The organism is Microcoleus sp. S13_B4, from assembly GCF_036700885.1.
Taxonomy (GTDB): domain Bacteria; phylum Cyanobacteriota; class Cyanobacteriia; order Cyanobacteriales; family Microcoleaceae; genus Microcoleus.
Window position 1 is genome coordinate 1 of sequence record NZ_JAUBPU010000022.1, and the last position, 19,087, is coordinate 19,087.

A 19,087-nucleotide genomic window follows, 5' to 3' on the forward strand; every position below is an offset into this window, starting at 1 on the left:
CTGTCGTTTTCAAGCTCGTTCAGTAATGACTTTTTTCCGTGAGGCTATTTCTGCCCATTCTTGTGACTTGGCTATGCCTGAGCTCATTCCCATTCTTCAGACCTGAATCCTTACCAGAAAACCTCGCCCAAGGGCCTGTATGCAAGCTTAACCATCCCTGCCTTGAATTTGGATTTACAACTCACGCGACCTGGTTGCCCAAAATTGCTACTAGGACAGCTAGTTACAATGTAGATGTGCGTCAGGACTACGAATTTTTAGTCAAAGCTAAGAAGAATCCTCAAATTGAGCAGATGTTTGAAAATGAAGTGTATCCGCACTTCTCTTAAATCTGCCACCTGTTATCGAACAGTGCCCGAAAACCCTGTGTCAAAAGACCAGGATTTTCCAACACCGGATATCTCAATACCAACTAGGAGAAACCTCATAATGTTCGTCATTTCAGGATACAAAATTATCGAAACTATTTACACGGGTGAAACAAGTGTTGTTGTTCGAGGAATCAAACCTCCAGAACAACAAGTTATTCTAAAAATTTTGAATCTTGAATATCCAACACCCGCCGAAATTGCCAAATTCAAGCACGAATACGAGATTGTCAAAAATTTGCAGCTTGAGGGAATTGTCAAACCAGAGAGTTTAGAAATCCAGCAGAATACATACGTTCTGGTTATGGAAGATTTTGGCGGTCAATCTTTGTCCAGCGCGATCGCCAGCAATCCCATCGATTTAATTACTTTCCTTTCCATTGCCATTCGCCTGTCAGAAACTCTAGGAGAGTTGCATCAAAATCATATTATTCACAAAGATATCAAACCTCAAAATATTATTGTTTCTTTAGAAAAAGATATTATTAAAATAGCAGATTTTGGCATTGCTTCAAAGCTTTCCAAGCAAACGCAAAATATTAGCAATTCCAATTTAGCTGAAGGGACTCTCGCTTACATTTCTCCGGAACAAACGGGGCGGATGAATCGCTCGATCGACTATCGTACTGACTTTTATTCGTTAGGGGTTACATTTTATCAAATGCTGACTGGACGGTTGCCATTTGAAAGCGAAGACCCCATGGAATTAGTTCACAGTCATATTGCCAAACAACCCGTCCCCCCAAAAAAAGTCAAAAGTGAAAATTCAATTTTCATCCCGCCAGCAGTTTCCGATATTGTGATGAAGTTGCTGGCTAAAACCGCAGAAGATCGATACAAAAGCGCCTTGGGCTTAAAAGCAGATTTAGAAACCTGTCAGGAAATGCTGCGAAGTCAAGGTAAGATTTCAGCGTTTCCTCTGGGCAGACAAGATGTTTCGGTTCAGCTACAAATTCCTCAAAAGCTCTACGGGCGTGAAGCAGAAGCAGCCGCATTACTGGCAGCATTTGAACGGGTTATCAGCTATTCTAGAAGCGAATTTGTTATCGTTTCTGGATATTCAGGGATTGGCAAATCATCTCTAATTAATGAAGTCCAAAAACCCATATTTGAAGCGCGAGGATATTTTATATCGGGCAAATTTGACCAGTTTAAGCGGAATATTCCCTACGCTGCTTTGATTCAATCATTCCAGGAATTAGTGCGACAACTGCTGACGGAAAGCTCAGAAAAAATCGAAATTTGGCAAGAAAAAATTTTAGAGGCGGTTGGTACTAACGGTCAGGCGATCGTCGATGTCATTCCAGAAGTCGAACTGATTATAGGCCATCAAGCTGGCCTACCCGAACTAGAACCAGCAGAAACTCAAAACCGCTTTAACTTGGTATTTCAACAATTTGTTAACGTTTTTACCAGGAAGACACATCCTCTGGTTTTATTTGTGGACGATTTACAGTGGGCAGATGCGGCATCTTTGAAGTTAATTAAACTGCTGATGGCAGAGTTGGATAACCGATATTTACTATTAATAGGTGCTTATCGAGATAATGATGTAAGTCCGACTCATCCGTTGATGGAAACATTGGAGGAAATTAAAAAAAATAGGGCAACAATTGAGGCAATCGCGCTCCAACCTTTGAACATCGAGCACATCAACCAATTAATTGCCGAAACTTTCAACGAGTCCAGCGATCGCACCCAATCTTTAGCTGAACTACTGCTGGAAAAAACTGGCGGTAATCCTTTCTTCTTAACCCAGTTGCTGGAATCATTATATCGAGATGGTTTGATATCATTTGACCTGCGGCAAGGAAAATGGCAGTGGGATGTCGAGCAACTGCAAGCGATCGTCATTACGGATAATGTAGTCGATTTAATGACAAGCAAAATTCAAAAACTTGCCGAAACAACGCAGCAGGCAATAAAATTAGCCGCTTGTATTGGCAACCAATTCGATCTAGAAGTTCTTTCAGTCGTAAGTGAAAAATCTCCAACGGTGATAGCGAACCAGTTATGGGATGCACTTCAGGAAGGTCTAATTCTTCCCTTGAGCGATGATTATCTGTTACCCATGCTCGCCAACGCCTCGGAAACAACACCCACAGGCAATACCAAGTCAATCTTCTACAAATTTTTACACGATCGCGTTCAACAAGCTGCTTATACTCTCATCCCCAACGCGCAGAAAAAAGCAGTACATTTGAAAGTCGGTCAACTGCTATTGCAGAATACCGCACCAGAAGAAAGAGGCGAAAAAATCTTCGATATTGTCAACCAATTGAACATCGGTGCTGAGTTAATAGAGGAGCAATCGGCAAGAGACGAACTCGCACAACTCAATCTGATCGCCGGCCGCAAAGCCAAAGCTGCAACTGCTTACGAACCTGCTGTAAGGTATTTAACTGCTGGGTTAGAACTGCTGTCATCTGATAGCTGGGACTGTCAATACGACTTAACTTTTAATCTTTATGTATCTGCAGTGAGGGGCGAATATTTAAATGCCAATTTCGAGCGGTCTGCAATGCTTGCCCAGACAGCGCTACAACAAGTAAAAACGGTTTTAGAAGCAACCCGGCTGTACGACTTAAAAATTAAGTTGTATCTGTCTAAAAACGAAATGAAATTGGCATTAGAAACTGGGATTCAAGGTTTGGCAAGGTTAGGAATCTCTGTAGAGCAACAAATACCGCAACAAGTCTCGATCGAGACTTTGAAACACCTGCCACAGATGACCGATCCCTATAAAATCGAGGCAATGCGGCTGTTAAATACCATCATCTCACCAGCTTTTATTGCCGAACCTTCCCTAGTCCTGCCAATTATCACGACTATGATGGCAATTTCTAGGGAGTATGGGAATTCTGCCTTGGCAATTTATCCCTATGGTCTTTATGGCCTGATTCTGTCTGGAGCAATGGGAGACATAAAGGCTGGATATGAATTTGGTAAACTGGCAATGAGTTTGTTGGATAAATTTGATGCTCAAGAATTTAAATGTAAAGTTTACCATCTATTTAGCACTTGTATTCTGCCTTGGAATCAGGCGATTCGAGAAACTTTCGACCTGACACAACAAGCCATTCAAAGCGGACTGGAAACAGGAGATTTAGACTATACTTGTTATGCAACCATGTATAGTTGTTTACATTTATTTTTAAGTGGAAATAAACTGGAATATGTAATAGAAAAGCAAGATCAATATATTGAATTAATTGCTAGGCTTGAACAAGAGTTTCCTCTCTATTACGTCCGCATATGGAAACAGATTGCCTTAAATTTAAGGGGAGATTCGTCAGAGCCATGTCAGTTTACAGGCAGTAGCTTTGATGAAGAAAAACTGCTGCCGAGATTGCTAAAAGTTAATAATATTCAATCGCTGTTTTCCTTCTATTTTGGCAAAGCGATGCTTTACTATTTATTTAAAGATTTTGTCCTTTCTGTAGAAAATGCTGCCTTAGCAACCCAATATGCAGAACCCGTCGTGACTACAATGATCTACAGCGATCGCAATTTTTACTATTCTCTGGCATTGTTAGCTCGATATCCGGATTTGGAAACATCTGAGCAAGCACAAACGATCGATATCGTCATAGAAAATCAGCAAAAAATGGAGAAATGGGCATTCCATGCTCCAGCGAATTATCGTCATAAATACGAATTAGTAGAAGCCGAAAAAGCGCGAGTCTTGGGGGAACCGCTCAAAGCGATGGAGTATTACGATCGCGCGATTCAATCTGCCAGAGAATCAGGATACATTAATAATGAAGCGATCGCCAACGAATTAGCAGCAGAATTTTATTTGGGGATGGGACGAGAAAAAGTAGCTCGCACCTACCTGAATGATGCTCACTACGGCTATATTTGCTGGGGTGCTCAAGCAAAAGTAACAGATTTGGAATCCAGATATCCTGAATTATTTACTCGAAGTGGAAACGAAAATATCAGTATTCAGACAACCGCCACCTCATCGAGTATCAGAACCATACAACTACTAGATTTAGACACAGTATTGAAAGCTGCCCAGGCAATTTCCAGCGAAATAATTTTGGATAAATTGTTGGAAAAATTGATGGAGCTAGCCCTCGCCAATGCTGGCGCACAAAAAGGATTCCTGATGTTATCAAACAACAATATATTAAAGATTGAAGCTAAAGTAGAGCTTGATAAGCGAGTAGAAGTATTGCAATCTTTGCCAGTAGAAAGCAGCGATAATTTGCCCCTAACTTTGGTCAATTATGTTGCCAGAACCAAGGAAAATATTGTTTTAAATGATGCCAGTAACGAAGGGAGATTTATTACCGATCCTTACATCGTCAAGTACCAACCAAAGTCTATCTTATGTGCTGCGATCGTCAACCAGGGTAAACTGATTGGCCTGTTATACTTAGAAAATAATCTCGTTTCAGGAGCCTTTACGCAAAACCGTTTAGAAATCGCTAAAGTTCTATCTTCTCAATCCGCTGTTTCTATTGAAAATGCCCTACTTTATCGTACCTTAGAAGATAAAGTAAAAGAACGTACAGTCCAACTGGCTCAAGCTAATGCAGAAATTATCGATCTCAATCAAAAACTTAAAGCTGAAAATATTAGGATGGGTGCTGAGTTGGATGTCACCAAGCAACTGCAACAGATGATTTTACCCAACCAGTCAGAATTAGAGGCAGTTGAAGGATTAGAAATTGCTGGATTTATGGAACCGGCTGATGAAGTTGGCGGTGACTACTACGACGTGTTGCAACAGGATGGCAAAGTCACCATTGGCATTGGTGATGTAACTGGACACGGTTTAGAAAGTGGCGTTTTAATGATTATGGTGCAAACAGCAATTCGCACTTTGTTGGCGCACCGCGAAACCGATCAAATTAAATTATTGCAGACAGTGAACCAAACGCTTTTTGACAACGTAGAGCGCATGAATTCTGGTAAAAACATGAGCCTTTGTTTGCTGGAATATCAAGACAATACCCTGCGTCTGAGCGGACAGCACGAAGAGATGATTCTCGTGCGTTGCAGCGGCGAAGTAGAGCGAATTGATACTATGGATTTAGGCTTTCCGATCGCCTTGGAAGCCAATATTGCCGATTTCATTGCTACTACTGAAATACAGTTAAATTCCAGGGATGTTGTCGTACTCTACACAGATGGAATTACTGAAGCTTTTAATATGGAGAAGGCGCAATACGGTATCGAGAGATTAATTGAAGTTATTGCTATTAATAGGGGACACTCAGCAGCCGAAATCAAGCAAGCTGTAGTTGACGACCTGCGACGATACATCGGGGAACAAAAAGTATTTGATGACATTACTTTGGTAGTAATCAAACAGAAGTAATCTCAATTCCGGGTTTACTCTCCCCTTCCGAAACATTTGAACAATATACCACCGATTAACATAGCATATCAGTGTATCGCTTTCTCGTCCCTACAACTCAAAACTCAAAAGTATCGATCGCCAAATGCCAGTTTTTCTGATGCAGCCGATCGCAAATTTGCACTTTTTCAACCGCCAAATATTGCTGAAATTCTGGTTTTTCTATGCCGCTGCGCCACATTACCAGAGCATCTTCTCCGGTATCTTCGTAGTATCGTTTCCGCCGTCCGGCCTCTTTAAAACCAAATTTTTGGTAAAGAGAAACTGCGGCTAAATTAAATTCCCGCACTTCTAAAGTAGCCCGTTCTAATGGTCTATAGTGAGCCTTTTTTAGTAAAGCCCAAAGCAGAGCTTGTCCTAAACCCTGACCTTGAAAGCGAGGATGAATTGCCAAAATTGTAATATGAGCTTCTTCTAAAATTGCCCACAGGCAACCCAAACCTACCAGGGTTGGGGGAATCTGTAGGGGCGGTGCTCCCGTGACCGCAAGGTTTTGAGCTGATTTGCCGACCTCGGTTTCCGATGCCCACAAACCTAGTAAATCGCTGTTAGGACTGCCTAACTCGCGCCCATAGCCTTCTAAAGTCCAAAGTCCGCCAAAACATAAGCGATCGAGTTCGACTGCACTTTGGAGGTGTTCTGCGGCGAGATGTTTAATTTGTAGAAAACGCACGGCTGTAAATTGTACACTGGAAAACACAGTAGCGATTAGCTGTTTGTTGCTAGTTTTGAGTCATGACTCACAAGTCTCCAGACATTAGTCTACTGCCGACTGCTGACTGCTGATTAATGACTGCCGACTGCTGACTGCTGATTAATGACTGCTGACTAATAACCTAGGATAGTTATTGCGCGATGGTATCAACTCAATCTTTCGGGGTCGAATCGGGACTTAAGTATCTGTCTGAGTCTCAACAAGTCCTGCAAAATCGATCGCCCAATCAAGAACTGTTACCGCTGACAGCCAGTGTTAACAGCAGCGATCGGTTGGAAATCGGAGGCTGCGAGGTGACAGCTTTGGTGGAGCAATTTGGCTCGCCGTTGTACATTTTAGACGAAGAAACGCTACGGGCGGCTTGTACCCAGTACCGGGATGCTTTTAGGCGTTACTATCCGGGCGAATCTCAAGTGCTCTATGCTTCTAAAGCTTGGAGTTGTTTGGCAGTTTGCGCGATCGCAGCTTCGGAAGGTTTAGGCATAGATGTCGTATCCGCCGGGGAAATCCACACTGCACTGCAAGCCGGCGTGGGCCCCGACAAAATCTACTTCCACGGTAACAACAAGTCCCGCGAGGAACTCCAGCTAGCTGTGGAAAGCGGCTGCATTACCGTAGCCGACAATTGGCGGGATTTAGAGACTCTAGCAGAGTTGGGAGAATTGGGTGTCAGCAGCCTCACAGGTGGGCCGACACGAGTTATGGTGCGGTTTACTCCGGGAATTGAGTGCCACACCCACGAGTACATTCAGACGGGTCAAATCGATAGTAAATTTGGCTTTGATCCCAACTCGCTCGATCGAGTATTTACTTTCATCAGCCAACAGCCGTCGTTATTTTGCGTGGGAGTGCACGCTCACATCGGCTCTCAGATTTTTGAACTGCAACCCCATGACGATTTAGCTGAAGTCATAATTCAGACCTTGACAAAAGCACAGAGTTATGGTCTGCCAGCAACAGAAATTAATATTGGCGGTGGGTTGGGCATTCGCTATACTGAAGCGGACGATCCTCCTAGCATTGAAGATTGGGCTCGTACGATTTGCAAGGCAGTGGTAGCAGCTTGCGAGCGGCAGCAATTGCCCTTGCCTAAATTGCTTTGCGAACCTGGTCGATCGCTCGTGGGTACAGCTTGCGTTACAGCTTACACCGTTGGCTCTAAAAAAGTCATTCCGGAAATGCGGACGTATCTAGCTGTCGATGGCGGGATGTCGGACAATCCGCGTCCTATTACCTATCAATCAGTTTATCGAGTCCTCGCAGCCGGCCAAATGTCTGCTCCCTTAACGGAAACAGTGACAATTGCTGGGAAACACTGCGAATCAGGCGATGTTCTGATTAAAGATGCCAAATTGCCAGAGTGTCGGGCCGGAGATATCCTCGCCGTTCCGGCTACAGGGGCATACAATTACAGCATGGCTTCTAACTACAACCGAGTGCCCCGACCGGCCGCGGTTTTAGTGAGAAATGGGGAAGTTAACACGATTATACAGCGGGAAACTTACCAGGATTTGCTGAGGCTTGACCGCCTTCCTGAACGACTCGGAGCTCAAAAGTTAAAAGTTAAAAGTTAAAAGTTAAAAGAAAGACAATCCATGTTTACTTAGTGATGATTGCCTTTTCACTTTTAACTTTTGCCTTGTTCAGTCACGCGATTAGATTGACACTCCCCGGTCTAAAAACACGGGGATTTTCAGCATATTCCTTATAACAACTGTTCATGGTTCATGGGTTCGAGTGCATCACGGTTCGCGGTTCACAGGCGGTAGCGTTCGATGAACCATGAACAATCAACAATCTGGCTATGACTTTAGCCTCGTTCAGTCCTTATTGATTCAAGGGATAGATATTGGACTGGTTTTTGCCCTTGCGTATTTGGTGCTCGTCATTGTTGGCGAGCGCAGAACGCTGTGGATGGTACGGGGATTTATTATTTTGATGCTGGCGGCGGCGCTGAGCAACTGGGCTGGATTGAGGCTGTTGCACGTTGCCCTCAACAGCTTGGTGACTGGTTCGGCTGTGGCAATGGCGGTAATATTGCAGTCGGAGTTCCGCCGATTTCTGGAACAATTGGGTCGGGGGGAATTTCGGCAATTGTTTGGACGCGATCGCCGACCAACTCCCGAACCGGACAGCGTAATAGATGAAATTGTGGATGCAGTAAAAGAACTTTCGCAAAACCGCACGGGCGCTTTACTAATTATAGAAACAGATTCTCCGATCGACGATCGAGATTTTTCGGTGCCCGGACTAAAGCTAAATGCTGAAGTTTCTAAAGAATTGTTGCAGACAATCTTTCAGCCGCAAACTTTGCTGCATGACGGAGCTGTTTTGATTCGAGGTTCGCGAATCGTGTCGGCGGGGGTTATTTTGCCTTTGTCCGATCGCAGCGCGTCGCGGCAGTTGGGAACCCGCCACCGGGCGGCGATGGGGATTACAGAACGGGTGCAAGTTTGCGTGTGCGTGGTGGTGTCCGAGGAAACGGGTTCTATTTCTTTAGCGCAGATGGGAATGTTAAATCGACCTTTGACTAGCAGCAAACTTAAGGAATTGCTGGAAGCCAAGCTGTTTCCGTCGGAGGGAGAAAGAGTTGTGGCTCCAATTCCGATCGGCAATCTCGGACGCCAGATAGGATTGAAGGGAGTGACGCTGTTAAAACGGATACTGCGCCGTTAGTCGGGTAATCGGGAGAAACCATGAGTCAAGGAATTTGCTTGGAAAAGTTGCCGGAGGATCTGCAACAAGAACTACTGCCTAAGCACATAGCAGTGATTATGGACGGGAATGGGCGCTGGGCTAAGAATAAGGGGTTGCCGCGGATTGCGGGACACCGCCGAGGAGCTAGCACTCTGAAGGAACTGCTACGGTGCTGCAAAGATTGGGGGATTCCAGCTTTAACTGCCTATGCTTTTTCGACAGAGAATTGGGGGCGGCCGGCCGGGGAGGTGGATTTTTTAATGAGTTTGTTTGAGGGAAAGTTGCGGCAAGAATTGCGGGAGATGGTGGACGAGGACGTGCAAATTCAATTTATGGGGAATTTGCAGGCTTTGCCGAAGTCTTTGCAGGCGGAAATCGAGCGTTCTGTGACGGCCACTCAGCATAATCAGGGGATTTTGTTTACGGTGGCGACGAATTACGGGGGGCGTCAGGAGATTGTACAAGCTTGTCGGGCGATCGCCACTCAGGTGAAAGAGGGCAAGTTGCAGCCGGAGGAGATTGATGAGGTTTTATTTAAACGCTATTTGTATACTGCTGATATTTGTGACCCGGATTTGCTGATCCGGACGAGCGGGGAAATGCGGTTGAGCAATTTTCTACTATGGCAAATGGCTTATTCGGAAATTTACATTACTGAGACGCTGTGGCCGGATTTTGATCGATCGGAGTTTCACCGCGCTTTGTCTACTTATCAGCAACGTAACCGTCGATTTGGCAAAGTGTAACGATTTTGGATTGGGGATTTTAGATTTTTTGGTTGATTTTTCAGTTTCCAAGTAGGTATCGATTGTGAGGGAGCATCTCCATGAAAGTAAAAAACGTTTTTACGACCTGCGAGCATTCCGCACAGCACAATACAGCAAGTGTCCCGTTGGCACTCTCATGTAAATGCTTGCACGCTTGATGCTCCGGATTCTTATCTGGATTCCCCATCTAAAATCTATAGCAATCCTTGCAGAAGTTGTAAATTTTTTACCCCACCCCAACCCTCCCCTTGCTAAGGGGAGGGAGTAAGAAATTCAGAAATGATACGAGGATTACTATTAATACCAATTTCACTCACATCTCACATCAAATTAGGGGCCGGAGAAAACGGCAGCTTCAATGTCCTGACGTGAAAGCGAGTATTTGAATGCTCGCTGAATGTCTTGGCCGTCGTTTCCGGCATTGATGTAGCGGATGGTGAGTTGGTCGATGTCGAGGGAGAGTTCTGCTTTCCATGTAAGTTGCTCGATCTGCCAGCAGTGAAGTTCTCGCTGATCTTGCTGGCAGCCGCGGCTTTTGAGCCAGTGCTCGATTTCCGGGAGTGGATGGTTGTACAAAGGAGTGTCAGCGGAAGGAAGAGTCATGGGATTTTAGATTTTAGATTTTGGATTTTAGATTGGGGATTTCCGATTGAGGATTTCCGATTGAGGATTTCCGATTGAGGATTTCCGATTGAGGATTGGAGATTTGGGATTTGAGGCTTTAATTGCCGCGAATTAAGCCGATCGCGATCGCCACTACCAAACATCCAATTAAGCTAGCTCCCATGATCAACAGGGCGAACATTTCTCCGGGGGAAAGAGGTCTATCCGTAGGGTCTAGGTAAGCGGAGTTGGAAATTTTTTTGCCAGAGCCCGAAACCGGAGTATTGAAGCCAGGGGGCGGCCCAATCACGTTCATGCGAGAATAGCCTATTTTGAGGTCGTAGGCGAGGCGACGTTCTGGGTTGCTGAGGGTGGCGTAGGCGTTGTTGAGCTGCTGAAATTTGGCGGTGGCGACGGAGGGCGGCAGCTCGGTGGTATCGGGATGGTAGAGTTTGCTCAGTTCCCGGTACGATCGCCGAATTTCGATCGCTGAGGCTGAAGGATGCAGCCCTAACAAGCCGTAGTAACTAGAACCCAAGGGGGTTTGGGCGGGTATTTTCTGACTTTTGCTGTTTGCCGTTCCCTCGTTAGGAGTCACCTAAGCGCCTCTGGGCTTGTTGTGAATAGTTTTTGATTATTTTAGCCCAGAGTTGAGGGTAGCGCCACTGTCTGCTATGTCGAGGGGTTTTCGCGTGCGATAACCGGCGGCAACTAACATCAAACTCAGCACCAAGATATTGATGCCGTCAGCTTCATCGATTTGTGATGCCACTGACCACTATGTCTAGGTCTACTCCCTGTGCCTAATTCCTTTAAACTATGAATCGCCCCGCAAATTTTGGACATCTTCAACGCTAAGCCCGGTAACTTGGCTGATCGTGGCATTATCTAGCTGTGAAAGTAATTGTCGGGCGATCGCCAACTTCTCTTCTCGCTTGCCTTGTTCTATGCCTTGTTCTATGCCTTGTTCTATGCCTTGTTCTATGCCTTGTTCTATGCCTTCCTGAACCGCCTTAATAATTGCTCCTTGTTGGTCATAAATAAACTGTTCTCTTCTGTCTAAATCTTCCACTTCTTCCCGGCTTAACTTGGCTTGATTCGCAATATTAAAAGCTTCATGTATTTCTGGTATGCTATCCATTGTTTCGGGAACTGATGTCAGACTTCTGGCATTTTTCATGAAATAAATCCATTTATCTGCTAAACTTTCAAGTTCCTCCTGTCCTTTGATAAACTTTGGCAACTCTACAAACACTAAATCTAGATCGTTTTCGGGATAAGTAAAGTTTTTCTTTACTTCTTTGAACACAAATCTCGAAATCCATTCTTCGCTGTTAGGAAACATTTCAAAATCAGTAATTGTCAAGGCAATCACTGGCTTCAGCAATCGATATCCTTGTGCTGCTTCCAACTGAAAAGCATAAGTCTTTGCTGCATTGTACAAAACTCGCTTGCCAAAAGACTGGACGTTGAGCACTTGCATTTCAATAATTACTAAAGTGCCGTCGCTGAGTTTGGCTTTCACGTCCAGATAAGTATCTTTTAATCCTTCAAGTTTGGGTGGTAGATTGGGGTTGATAATTTCTAAGTCTTGGATGGTGGGCTTGCCTTCATAAATTAAGGCGTTGAGAAAGCTAATTAGAATATCTTTGCTTTCTGAGGAACCGAAGATTTTTTTGAAGGCGTAATCGGTTTTTGGGTTGATAAATATCATGGTTGTCAAATGGGTGCTTTTCGACTATTAGTTTGGTGAGGAAGCAACCGGAATCGAACTCACTCAGACTGCTGATTTTGTTTCAGGCAAAGGCTTGACATCTTCTGGTAAATGTGCGTGAGCCATAGCCAGCACTGGCTCCTCAATACTGTGTTCGCCGTCGGTGGGAAGTTGGCAAGAAATCAGTTCTGTGACGATGCGATCGCCCAGAACATCTTCCCAATCCTGCAACTGTTCTCTGGCTTTGATCGGTGTATTGAGAGCCACGTCTACGCCCATTTGCTGAAGGTTGAGGCTGTGGGCTGTCGATCGGCGGTTTACCAACTCCACCAGCCAAACGCTCAATCCGACTGCTGCCATCAAAGGTAAGACAATCCGGTAATCCCGGGTTAATTCAAACATCAATAGGATGGCTGTCAGCGGTGCTCTGGCGCTACCGGCGAGGACGGCGGCCATTCCCACCATTGCGTAGGCGGGAGGGCCGGCGACTCGATCGCTCATTGCCGGCAGCATTTCCAAAAACAGGCCGTAAGCCGAACCCAGGGAAGCTCCCAAAAACATCGCCGGAGCGAAGATGCCACCCACTAAACCGCTGCCGAGGCTGATTGCGGTCATCGCCAGTTTCACAAACAGCAGCAGCAGCAGCAAAGGCAAGGAAAATTTAACATCTTGGAGCATTGCTTGGACTGTTTCGTAGCCGACACCCAAAATTTGAGGTAATTGCAGGGCGACTAAGCCGACGCAGGCCCCGCCGATGATGGGGTGCAGCGGCCGGGGCAGTCGTCCGAGCCAAGCAAATCCTCGGATTTTTCCTTGAAAACAGCGATCGGCCAATTGAATTGCTTCTGTGTAGACTAGAGACACTCCGCTCGCCAAAAGTCCCAATCCCATGTACAGAGGTAGTTCTAGGGGGCTGCGGACATCGTAAACCGGCAAAGCAAAGGCAGGCTGAGCTCCCAAGCAGATTTGAGCGATCAGCGCGGAAACTACGGCGGAGAGCAAGACAACGCTGACTGACGAAGTGGCGAAGGTGCTGCCGAGCACGACTTCTAAAGCAAAGAAGACTCCGGCGATGGGAGAGTTAAATCCGGCAGATAAACCTGCTGCTGCTCCCGCGCCGAGGAGCAAGCGCTGCCGTTCTGGGGAGAGCTGTAAGACTTGAGCCAGCAGCATTCCGAAGTTGGCGCCGATTTCGACGCTGGGCGCTTCCGGGCCGAGGGAGGCGCCGGTGCCGAGGGAAACTGAGGCCGCCACCATTTTAGTGATGGGTTTGAGGGGGGAGAGTTCTTGCAGCCCGCGGGTTGCTGCAATTAAGGAAGACATATTCGGGCCAAAGTCCCGAAACCGCCAGCGCATCAGCCCGATGATGACTCCGCCGAGGGTGGGAATGCAGGCTAGCGTCCAAGAGCCTTTCGAGGCGATCGCACCCATGAAGTCTTCCAGCATCAGGCTGTGGATGAAGTGGATGAGGTAGTGAAACGTGACGACGCCTGCACCCGTAACTCCCCCTATGACTAGGGAGAGGATGAGCAGGAGCGTTTCTGGGCTGGGGTGCAGGCGGTTGAATAGCGGGCTTAGGCGGGAGGCTTGGGGAGTTGCTGCGGTTGGGCCGGGTGGCGGCAGATCCACAGGAAGGGTGGCTCTCATTTAGCGGTTAATTCTTCTGTGAGAAGTTAGATAAATATTACATTTTATTTCTTATTTTAATTGTCAGTGATTTTACGGGAATTGACAAGTTAATTAAGGCGTATTTTAGGGCGGATTTTTGGGGCGGGCGGCTGGTGGAATGACTGATTCTGAGGAGCGGCGAATTTTAGGTCATTGTATACTCAGTTACTTTTAAACTTAGATACTCTCTGGCGATAATGCTAATTAACTATATTTACATTGTTGGGGCTTAGGGCGATCGCATGAGTGAACTTGCAATATCATATAACTCAGTGAAATACAACATTCTGATTACAGAATTGGCGATTTGAGGCTTTACCTTAAAACCACTAATCTCAAACCACAAATCTCAAACCTCAAATCCCTCGATCGCGCATAGTATCACATCGGTTGTTGAGTGGGCGGGATTCTGGGTCTGGATTTGGCGATCGACATTAGCGGATCGCCGATGGTGGCCACTTTCCATGGACGGGATTCTAGCTGGCGTGCTGCGATTAAAAAGGGTGATCCTCGCTTCAGGCGATCGACCATTAATTTAGGTGGAATAAAGGCCGATAAAAAAGGTTCGTTGACGCTGCCAATATATGCGTAAGCACCATTTTCTAGCCACCTTCCGGCAACGGTGTTTTTGTCATCTGGCGCTGCTGCTGACCAACTGTGAATCATGTGGATTGCTGCGGGAAATTGAAGTTTTGGTATGTCCTCAACTGAAGCGTCGCCGTTGCCGACTTGGAATGATTTGGGATAGCCTTTGGAATTCATTAATATTAAGTCAAATGTCCACGGTTTTGAGGCTAAACTCCGCCACTTTTCCAGGCTAGATTCTGGTTGCTGGACTACTTCGACATTCAAACCTATGGTTTTTAGTCCGCTAGCTGCTTCCTCCATTTCATATTTTGCCCAATTTCCTTCCTTGGGGTAACTGTCATAAAGCATGGCTGTTTGGCTGTCTAGAAATAAGGCGCACATGGCTTGATAGATCGATCGTACTTCGGAGCCGTAAATCCAGCCGACAGCCGCCCAGCGTTCGCCGTTGGGGTGTCGTCCCAAACCGTCGGTAACGGCTAGTTGTTCGTCTGGTTTTTCAGGAGATTGATATTTGACTGCTAGTTGGCGTACAATAGTGATGGTGTCGATCGGGTCTGCGAGTTGAGAGTAAAAATATCCGGTTGATTCGACGGCTTTTGTAACTGCTAGTTGCAGACTTTTCCACTGTGTATTATTGAGGGTATCGTTGGGTTTTCCGAAGTTGCTTTCTAGAAAGACTAAAGGTTGACCGTGAGCGGCTGCTAAGGCAACTGCTGCAGAACGTGCCGGGTCGTTTTCTGATGTGATTACTACTCCTGGGGGTTCCCAGCCGAGTTGCTTCCATTGTGCTTTTAAGGTTGGAGTATCGGTGGCATTCCAAGCTGCGGCTGCTGCATTCAGCATTAATTGTTGGAGTTTTTGATTTTTTGGCAGTTGCTGTTTGATGCTTGGCAAGCGGACTATTTCTTCGGGTTGAAAGCGCTGCAAAAACATCGGCGTATATTTGTTGTCTTCGATGAGAATAGGCCAGTTTCCTTTGAGATTCCATTTTTGGATTGCTGCTAAGAATGTGGCTTCGTCTGGTACTAAAACTAGGCGATTGACTGTTGGTATGTTGTCACGGAGGATGGCTGATCGGAGGCCTGTTTGAATTGGCCAGGGTTCTTGTTTGGCTGAGGCGGGAAGTTGAAAGGGTTTTGCGAGAAAATTGCACGCCGTGAATTGCTGCGATAAGCATAAAAATAGTGTTAATGCTAGCAGTTTAATTTGTAGTTTTTTGTTATATTTCATTCTTTTTGCCGCAGATTGAAGCAGATTAACGTGGATTAACGCAGATGCAGAGGGGGTCTGTTAATAGATTCCGGGAATTAGTTTTTTGACTCGCTGGCTGTATTGTGAATAGTCTGGATATTTTTTGGTTAACCAGGCTTCTTCTCGGTTAGCTTTGATCTCGAAAAATATTATTAATATTGTGCTTGCTATTAAGTGGGATATGCTCATTTGAAAAATTGTCCAGCCGAAGGCTGCTAAAATTAAGCCACTGTATAATGGATGCCGCACTATTCCGTAAATGCCTGTTTGGACTAATTCTCCGTTTTCTATGGGATACGGTAAAGGTGTGAGATTTTTTCCTAAGTCTATCAATCCTTTGATGATGAAAATTAATCCGCTTAAGCCGAGCATACTGGCCATAAACCAGGTAATATAAAGTAATTGAGTTGATTGAATTTTTAATCCGGGCAGTTGATAAACTGGTAAGATTGCAAATCCTGTGAGCAATGCTCCTTGAAGCAAAACTAAATATTCGCCACGGCTGTTGTTGCGCCAGCTTTCGCGCGTGAAACCCCAATCAGTTAAGATTTTCATAGTAAGACGAAGAAGGAAGAAGGAAGAAGGAAGAAGGAAGAAGGAAGAGGGGAGAAGGAAGAAGGAAGAAGAGGGGAGAGGGAAGAAGGAAGAGGTGAGAAGAAAGTGAACTGTAGGTTGGGTAGAGTGAAGTAAAACCCAACCTACGGCGAACAGTGAACAGTCAACAGTCAACAGTCAACTGTCAACAATTAACAAATTTATTCTAGCCAGGGGCGAGTCATTAGTTCTAGTTGGTTGACTTCATCTTGGCTTAAACTCCAGCCTAATGCGCCTGCGTTTTCTTGGGCTTGTTTGGCGGTTTTGGCACCGGGAATGGGGATGACTCCGTTTTGGCATATCAACCAGTTTAGGGCAACTTGGGCAGGCGTACGATCGCGCTTTTTGCCCATTTTTCGCAGCGTGGACATGACTAATTCGATTTTTTCGATGCCGCTTTTGCTGAAGCGGGAGTCCATTTTGCGGGCTCCTGTAGGTTGTTCTTGGGCTGTGTATTTGTCGGTGAGCAATCCTTGGGCTAAGGGGCTGTACGCTAAAATTGTGACCCCCAATTCGCGGGCTGCACTCACAATTCCTTGTTTTTCTACTTGTCGCGACAGCAAGGAGTAACGGACTTGATTTGTTGCTAACGGAACGCCTCGGGCTGCTAGTATTTTGTGGGCTTCGCGCATCTGTTCTACTGAATAGTTGCTGACTCCTACTGCTTGAATTCTGCCTTGTTTTACTTCATCCGCTAAGGCGTTCATTAGGGTTTCTTGACTCAGCAAAAAAGTGAATGGCCAGTGCACTTGGTAGAGGGCTATTTGTTCTACTTGCAAGCGTTTTAAGCTGGCACTCAAAGCGTCGGAAACTGATTTTCCTGTAATCCGCCAAGGTACGGGGCCGAATTTGGTGGCTATTTGCACGGGTTGGGTGGTTTTTTTGAGAAACTGCCCCAGTAATTCTTCTGACAAGCCGTTACCGTAGACTTCGGCTGTGTCGAAAAAGTTGACTCCGCTGTCTAGGGATGTTTTGAATGCTGCTTCGACTTCGGCGGCGCCGTAGTTGCTGCCGTAGTTCCAAAATAGTTTGTCGCCCCAAGCCCAAGTTCCGACGCACAGGGGAATGACGGCTGGGCCGTTTTGTCCTAGGGTAATGGTTGTCACGGTTGGTAAATCCACAGTTATTGATTCTCTTTATTTTTATATGAATTTATAGGAATAATCGCGATGGAGCTTCTAGCCTGGGGAAGAATGGCGGCTGGTTGTGAGTATGTCAGTTACTATAAATGCAAATGCTGCGTTTATTTGAATAGTTATGTCTATCAACCGTTTGCCAGATTCAAGATTAACAGATTCTGCCACTCTTGCTATCAAGAGAGTTACCCTCCTGACTATGTTCCGGTTGGGTTTGTTTCAGATGGGATTGGGCATGATGTCGATTTTGACGCTGGGGGTGCTCAATCGCGTGATGATTAAAGAGTTGGCGATTCCGGCTACTGTGGTGGCTGGTACGCTGGCGATGCACCAGTTTGTGGCGCCGGCCAGGGTGTGGTTCGGGCAAATGTCTGATGCTAAGCCTTTGTTTGGCCATCACCGCACGGGTTATGTGTGGGTAGGAAGCGTTTTGTTTGTGATTTCTGCTTTTTTGGCGGTGCAGGTGATGTGGCGCTTGGGTAGCAGTTTGGAGGCTGTGGGGTGGACGACTCCTACTTACGGTTGGGTGGGTTTGTTGGGTTTGATTTTTGCGCTTTACGGTATTGCTATTTGTTCGAGTTCGACTCCTTTTGCTGCTTTGTTGGTGGATGTTTCTGATGAGGAAGATCGATCAAAGTTGGTGGGTGTGGTGTGGTCGATGCTGATGGTTGGTATTATTATCGGGGCGATTGTTAGCAGCGGTTTGCTGAAGCAAATTGATGGGGATGTGTCGCGGGAAGTGTTGCAGGCTTCGATTAATGGTTTGTTTGTGAAGGTGCCGGCGGTGGTTTTGCTGTTGGTGGGGATTGCGACTTTTGGGGTGGAGAAAAAGTATTCGCGCTACGGGGTGCGATCGAGCGCAGTGAACCGAGAAGATAAAATTACTCTGGGAAGTGCGCTGCGGATTTTGACTGCTAGCCGTCAAACCGGTTTATTTTTTACTTTCCTGCTGATTATGACAATTTGCTTGTTTATGCAGGATGCGGTTTTGGAACCTTACGGCGGGGAAATTTTTAAGATGCCGATTTCGGAAACTACTCGGTTGAATGCTATTTACGGTACTGGTACTCTGATCGGTTTGAGCGTTACTGGTTTTTTAATTGTGCCGCGCATTGGCAAGCAAAATACGATTAGGTTGGGCTGTTTGTCGGTGGCTGCTTGTTTTGGTTTAATTATTTTATCTGGATTTACTGGTAATCCAATTGTGTTTAAGTCGGCTTTAATGTTGTTTGGTCTAGCTTCGGGAATTACGACGACGGGTGCACTGAGTTTGATGTTGGATTTGACTGCTGCAGAAACTGCTGGGACTTTTATTGGTGCTTGGGGTTTGTCGCAGGCGACGGCGCGGGGTGTGGCTACGGTTAGCGGCGGTGCTATTTTGGATTTGGGCAGAAGTTTGTTTGGGGTGCCGATGTTGGCTTACGGGTTGGTTTTTGCTGTGCCGGCGGTGGGTATGATTCTGGCTGTTTGGCTGTTGGGTAGGGTGGATGTTCGGGAGTTTCAGGATAATGCTAAAAGTGCGATCGCCACTATTCTTGAAAATGAATTAGACTAATGTTTGGTTCATTTGATCGGTGTCAGTTGTCAGTTGGGCTGTGGCAGTTGTTAGTTCCAA

General features: G+C 45.9%; 14 protein-coding genes. 5 read left to right on the forward strand and 9 right to left on the reverse strand.

Going from position 1 to position 19,087, the window contains the following annotated elements:
• Window positions 1-429 precede the first annotated feature (429 nt).
• The gene (locus tag QT994_RS14115) at window positions 430-5,700 is read left to right on the forward strand and encodes an AAA family ATPase (protein WP_333175504.1); all 5,271 of its coding nucleotides are present in this window, start codon (window positions 430-432) and stop codon (window positions 5,698-5,700) included.
• Between the two features lie 97 nt (window positions 5,701-5,797).
• Here the strand turns inward: QT994_RS14115 and rimI are convergent, their stop codons facing one another.
• Window positions 5,798-6,439: a ribosomal protein S18-alanine N-acetyltransferase gene (gene rimI, locus QT994_RS14120; protein ID WP_333175507.1), complete on the reverse strand. Its 642-nt coding sequence runs from the start codon at window positions 6,437-6,439 to the stop codon at window positions 5,798-5,800.
• Window positions 6,440-6,594: 155 nt separating this feature from the next.
• Here rimI and lysA point away from each other — a divergent pair, with 155 nt between their 5' ends.
• From lysA to QT994_RS14135, 3 genes are all read left to right on the forward strand, one after another.
• The gene (gene lysA / locus QT994_RS14125; RefSeq protein WP_333175510.1) at window positions 6,595-8,028 is read left to right on the forward strand and encodes a diaminopimelate decarboxylase; all 1,434 of its coding nucleotides are present in this window, start codon (window positions 6,595-6,597) and stop codon (window positions 8,026-8,028) included.
• A gap of 208 nt (window positions 8,029-8,236) precedes the next feature.
• On the forward strand, window positions 8,237-9,130 hold the full coding sequence (cdaA, locus tag QT994_RS14130) for a diadenylate cyclase CdaA (RefSeq protein WP_333175513.1): 894 nt from the start codon (window positions 8,237-8,239) through the stop codon (window positions 9,128-9,130).
• Window positions 9,131-9,150: 20 nt separating this feature from the next.
• On the forward strand, window positions 9,151-9,897 hold the full coding sequence (locus QT994_RS14135; RefSeq protein WP_333175516.1) for an isoprenyl transferase: 747 nt from the start codon (window positions 9,151-9,153) through the stop codon (window positions 9,895-9,897).
• Window positions 9,898-10,248: 351 nt separating this feature from the next.
• On the opposite strand, the gene QT994_RS14140 is transcribed toward QT994_RS14135, so the two are convergent.
• The 8 genes from QT994_RS14140 to QT994_RS14175 form a co-directional block, all read right to left on the reverse strand.
• Window positions 10,249-10,521, reverse strand: coding sequence for a DUF3143 domain-containing protein (locus QT994_RS14140; protein WP_333175518.1), 273 nt, complete (start codon window positions 10,519-10,521; stop codon window positions 10,249-10,251).
• Window positions 10,522-10,639: 118 nt separating this feature from the next.
• On the reverse strand, window positions 10,640-11,119 hold the full coding sequence (locus QT994_RS14145; RefSeq protein WP_333175521.1) for a J domain-containing protein: 480 nt from the start codon (window positions 11,117-11,119) through the stop codon (window positions 10,640-10,642).
• A gap of 36 nt (window positions 11,120-11,155) precedes the next feature.
• Window positions 11,156-11,293 carry a hypothetical protein gene (locus QT994_RS14150; RefSeq protein WP_333175524.1) on the reverse strand — a complete coding sequence of 46 codons (138 nt, stop codon included), beginning with the start codon at window positions 11,291-11,293 and terminating at the stop codon, window positions 11,156-11,158.
• Window positions 11,294-11,338: 45 nt separating this feature from the next.
• Window positions 11,339-12,235, reverse strand: coding sequence for an Rpn family recombination-promoting nuclease/putative transposase (locus QT994_RS14155; protein WP_333175527.1), 897 nt, complete (start codon window positions 12,233-12,235; stop codon window positions 11,339-11,341).
• A 63-nt stretch (window positions 12,236-12,298) separates the two neighbouring features.
• The gene (locus QT994_RS14160; RefSeq protein WP_333175530.1) at window positions 12,299-13,882 is read right to left on the reverse strand and encodes a chloride channel protein; all 1,584 of its coding nucleotides are present in this window, start codon (window positions 13,880-13,882) and stop codon (window positions 12,299-12,301) included.
• 402 nt (window positions 13,883-14,284) lie between these two features.
• A complete protein-coding gene (locus tag QT994_RS14165; protein ID WP_333175533.1) occupies window positions 14,285-15,721 on the reverse strand; it encodes a hypothetical protein in 1,437 nt (478 codons plus the stop codon).
• A gap of 60 nt (window positions 15,722-15,781) precedes the next feature.
• Complete coding sequence (locus QT994_RS14170) at window positions 15,782-16,297, reverse strand: isoprenylcysteine carboxylmethyltransferase family protein (protein ID WP_333175535.1); 516 nt, start codon at window positions 16,295-16,297, stop codon at window positions 15,782-15,784.
• A gap of 200 nt (window positions 16,298-16,497) precedes the next feature.
• Window positions 16,498-17,442: an aldo/keto reductase gene (locus QT994_RS14175; RefSeq protein WP_333175646.1), complete on the reverse strand. Its 945-nt coding sequence runs from the start codon at window positions 17,440-17,442 to the stop codon at window positions 16,498-16,500.
• A 151-nt stretch (window positions 17,443-17,593) separates the two neighbouring features.
• Between QT994_RS14175 and QT994_RS14180 the strand changes: the two genes are divergently transcribed.
• On the forward strand, window positions 17,594-19,027 hold the full coding sequence (locus QT994_RS14180) for a BCD family MFS transporter (protein ID WP_333175539.1): 1,434 nt from the start codon (window positions 17,594-17,596) through the stop codon (window positions 19,025-19,027).
• The last annotated feature ends 60 nt before the right edge of the window (window positions 19,028-19,087 follow it).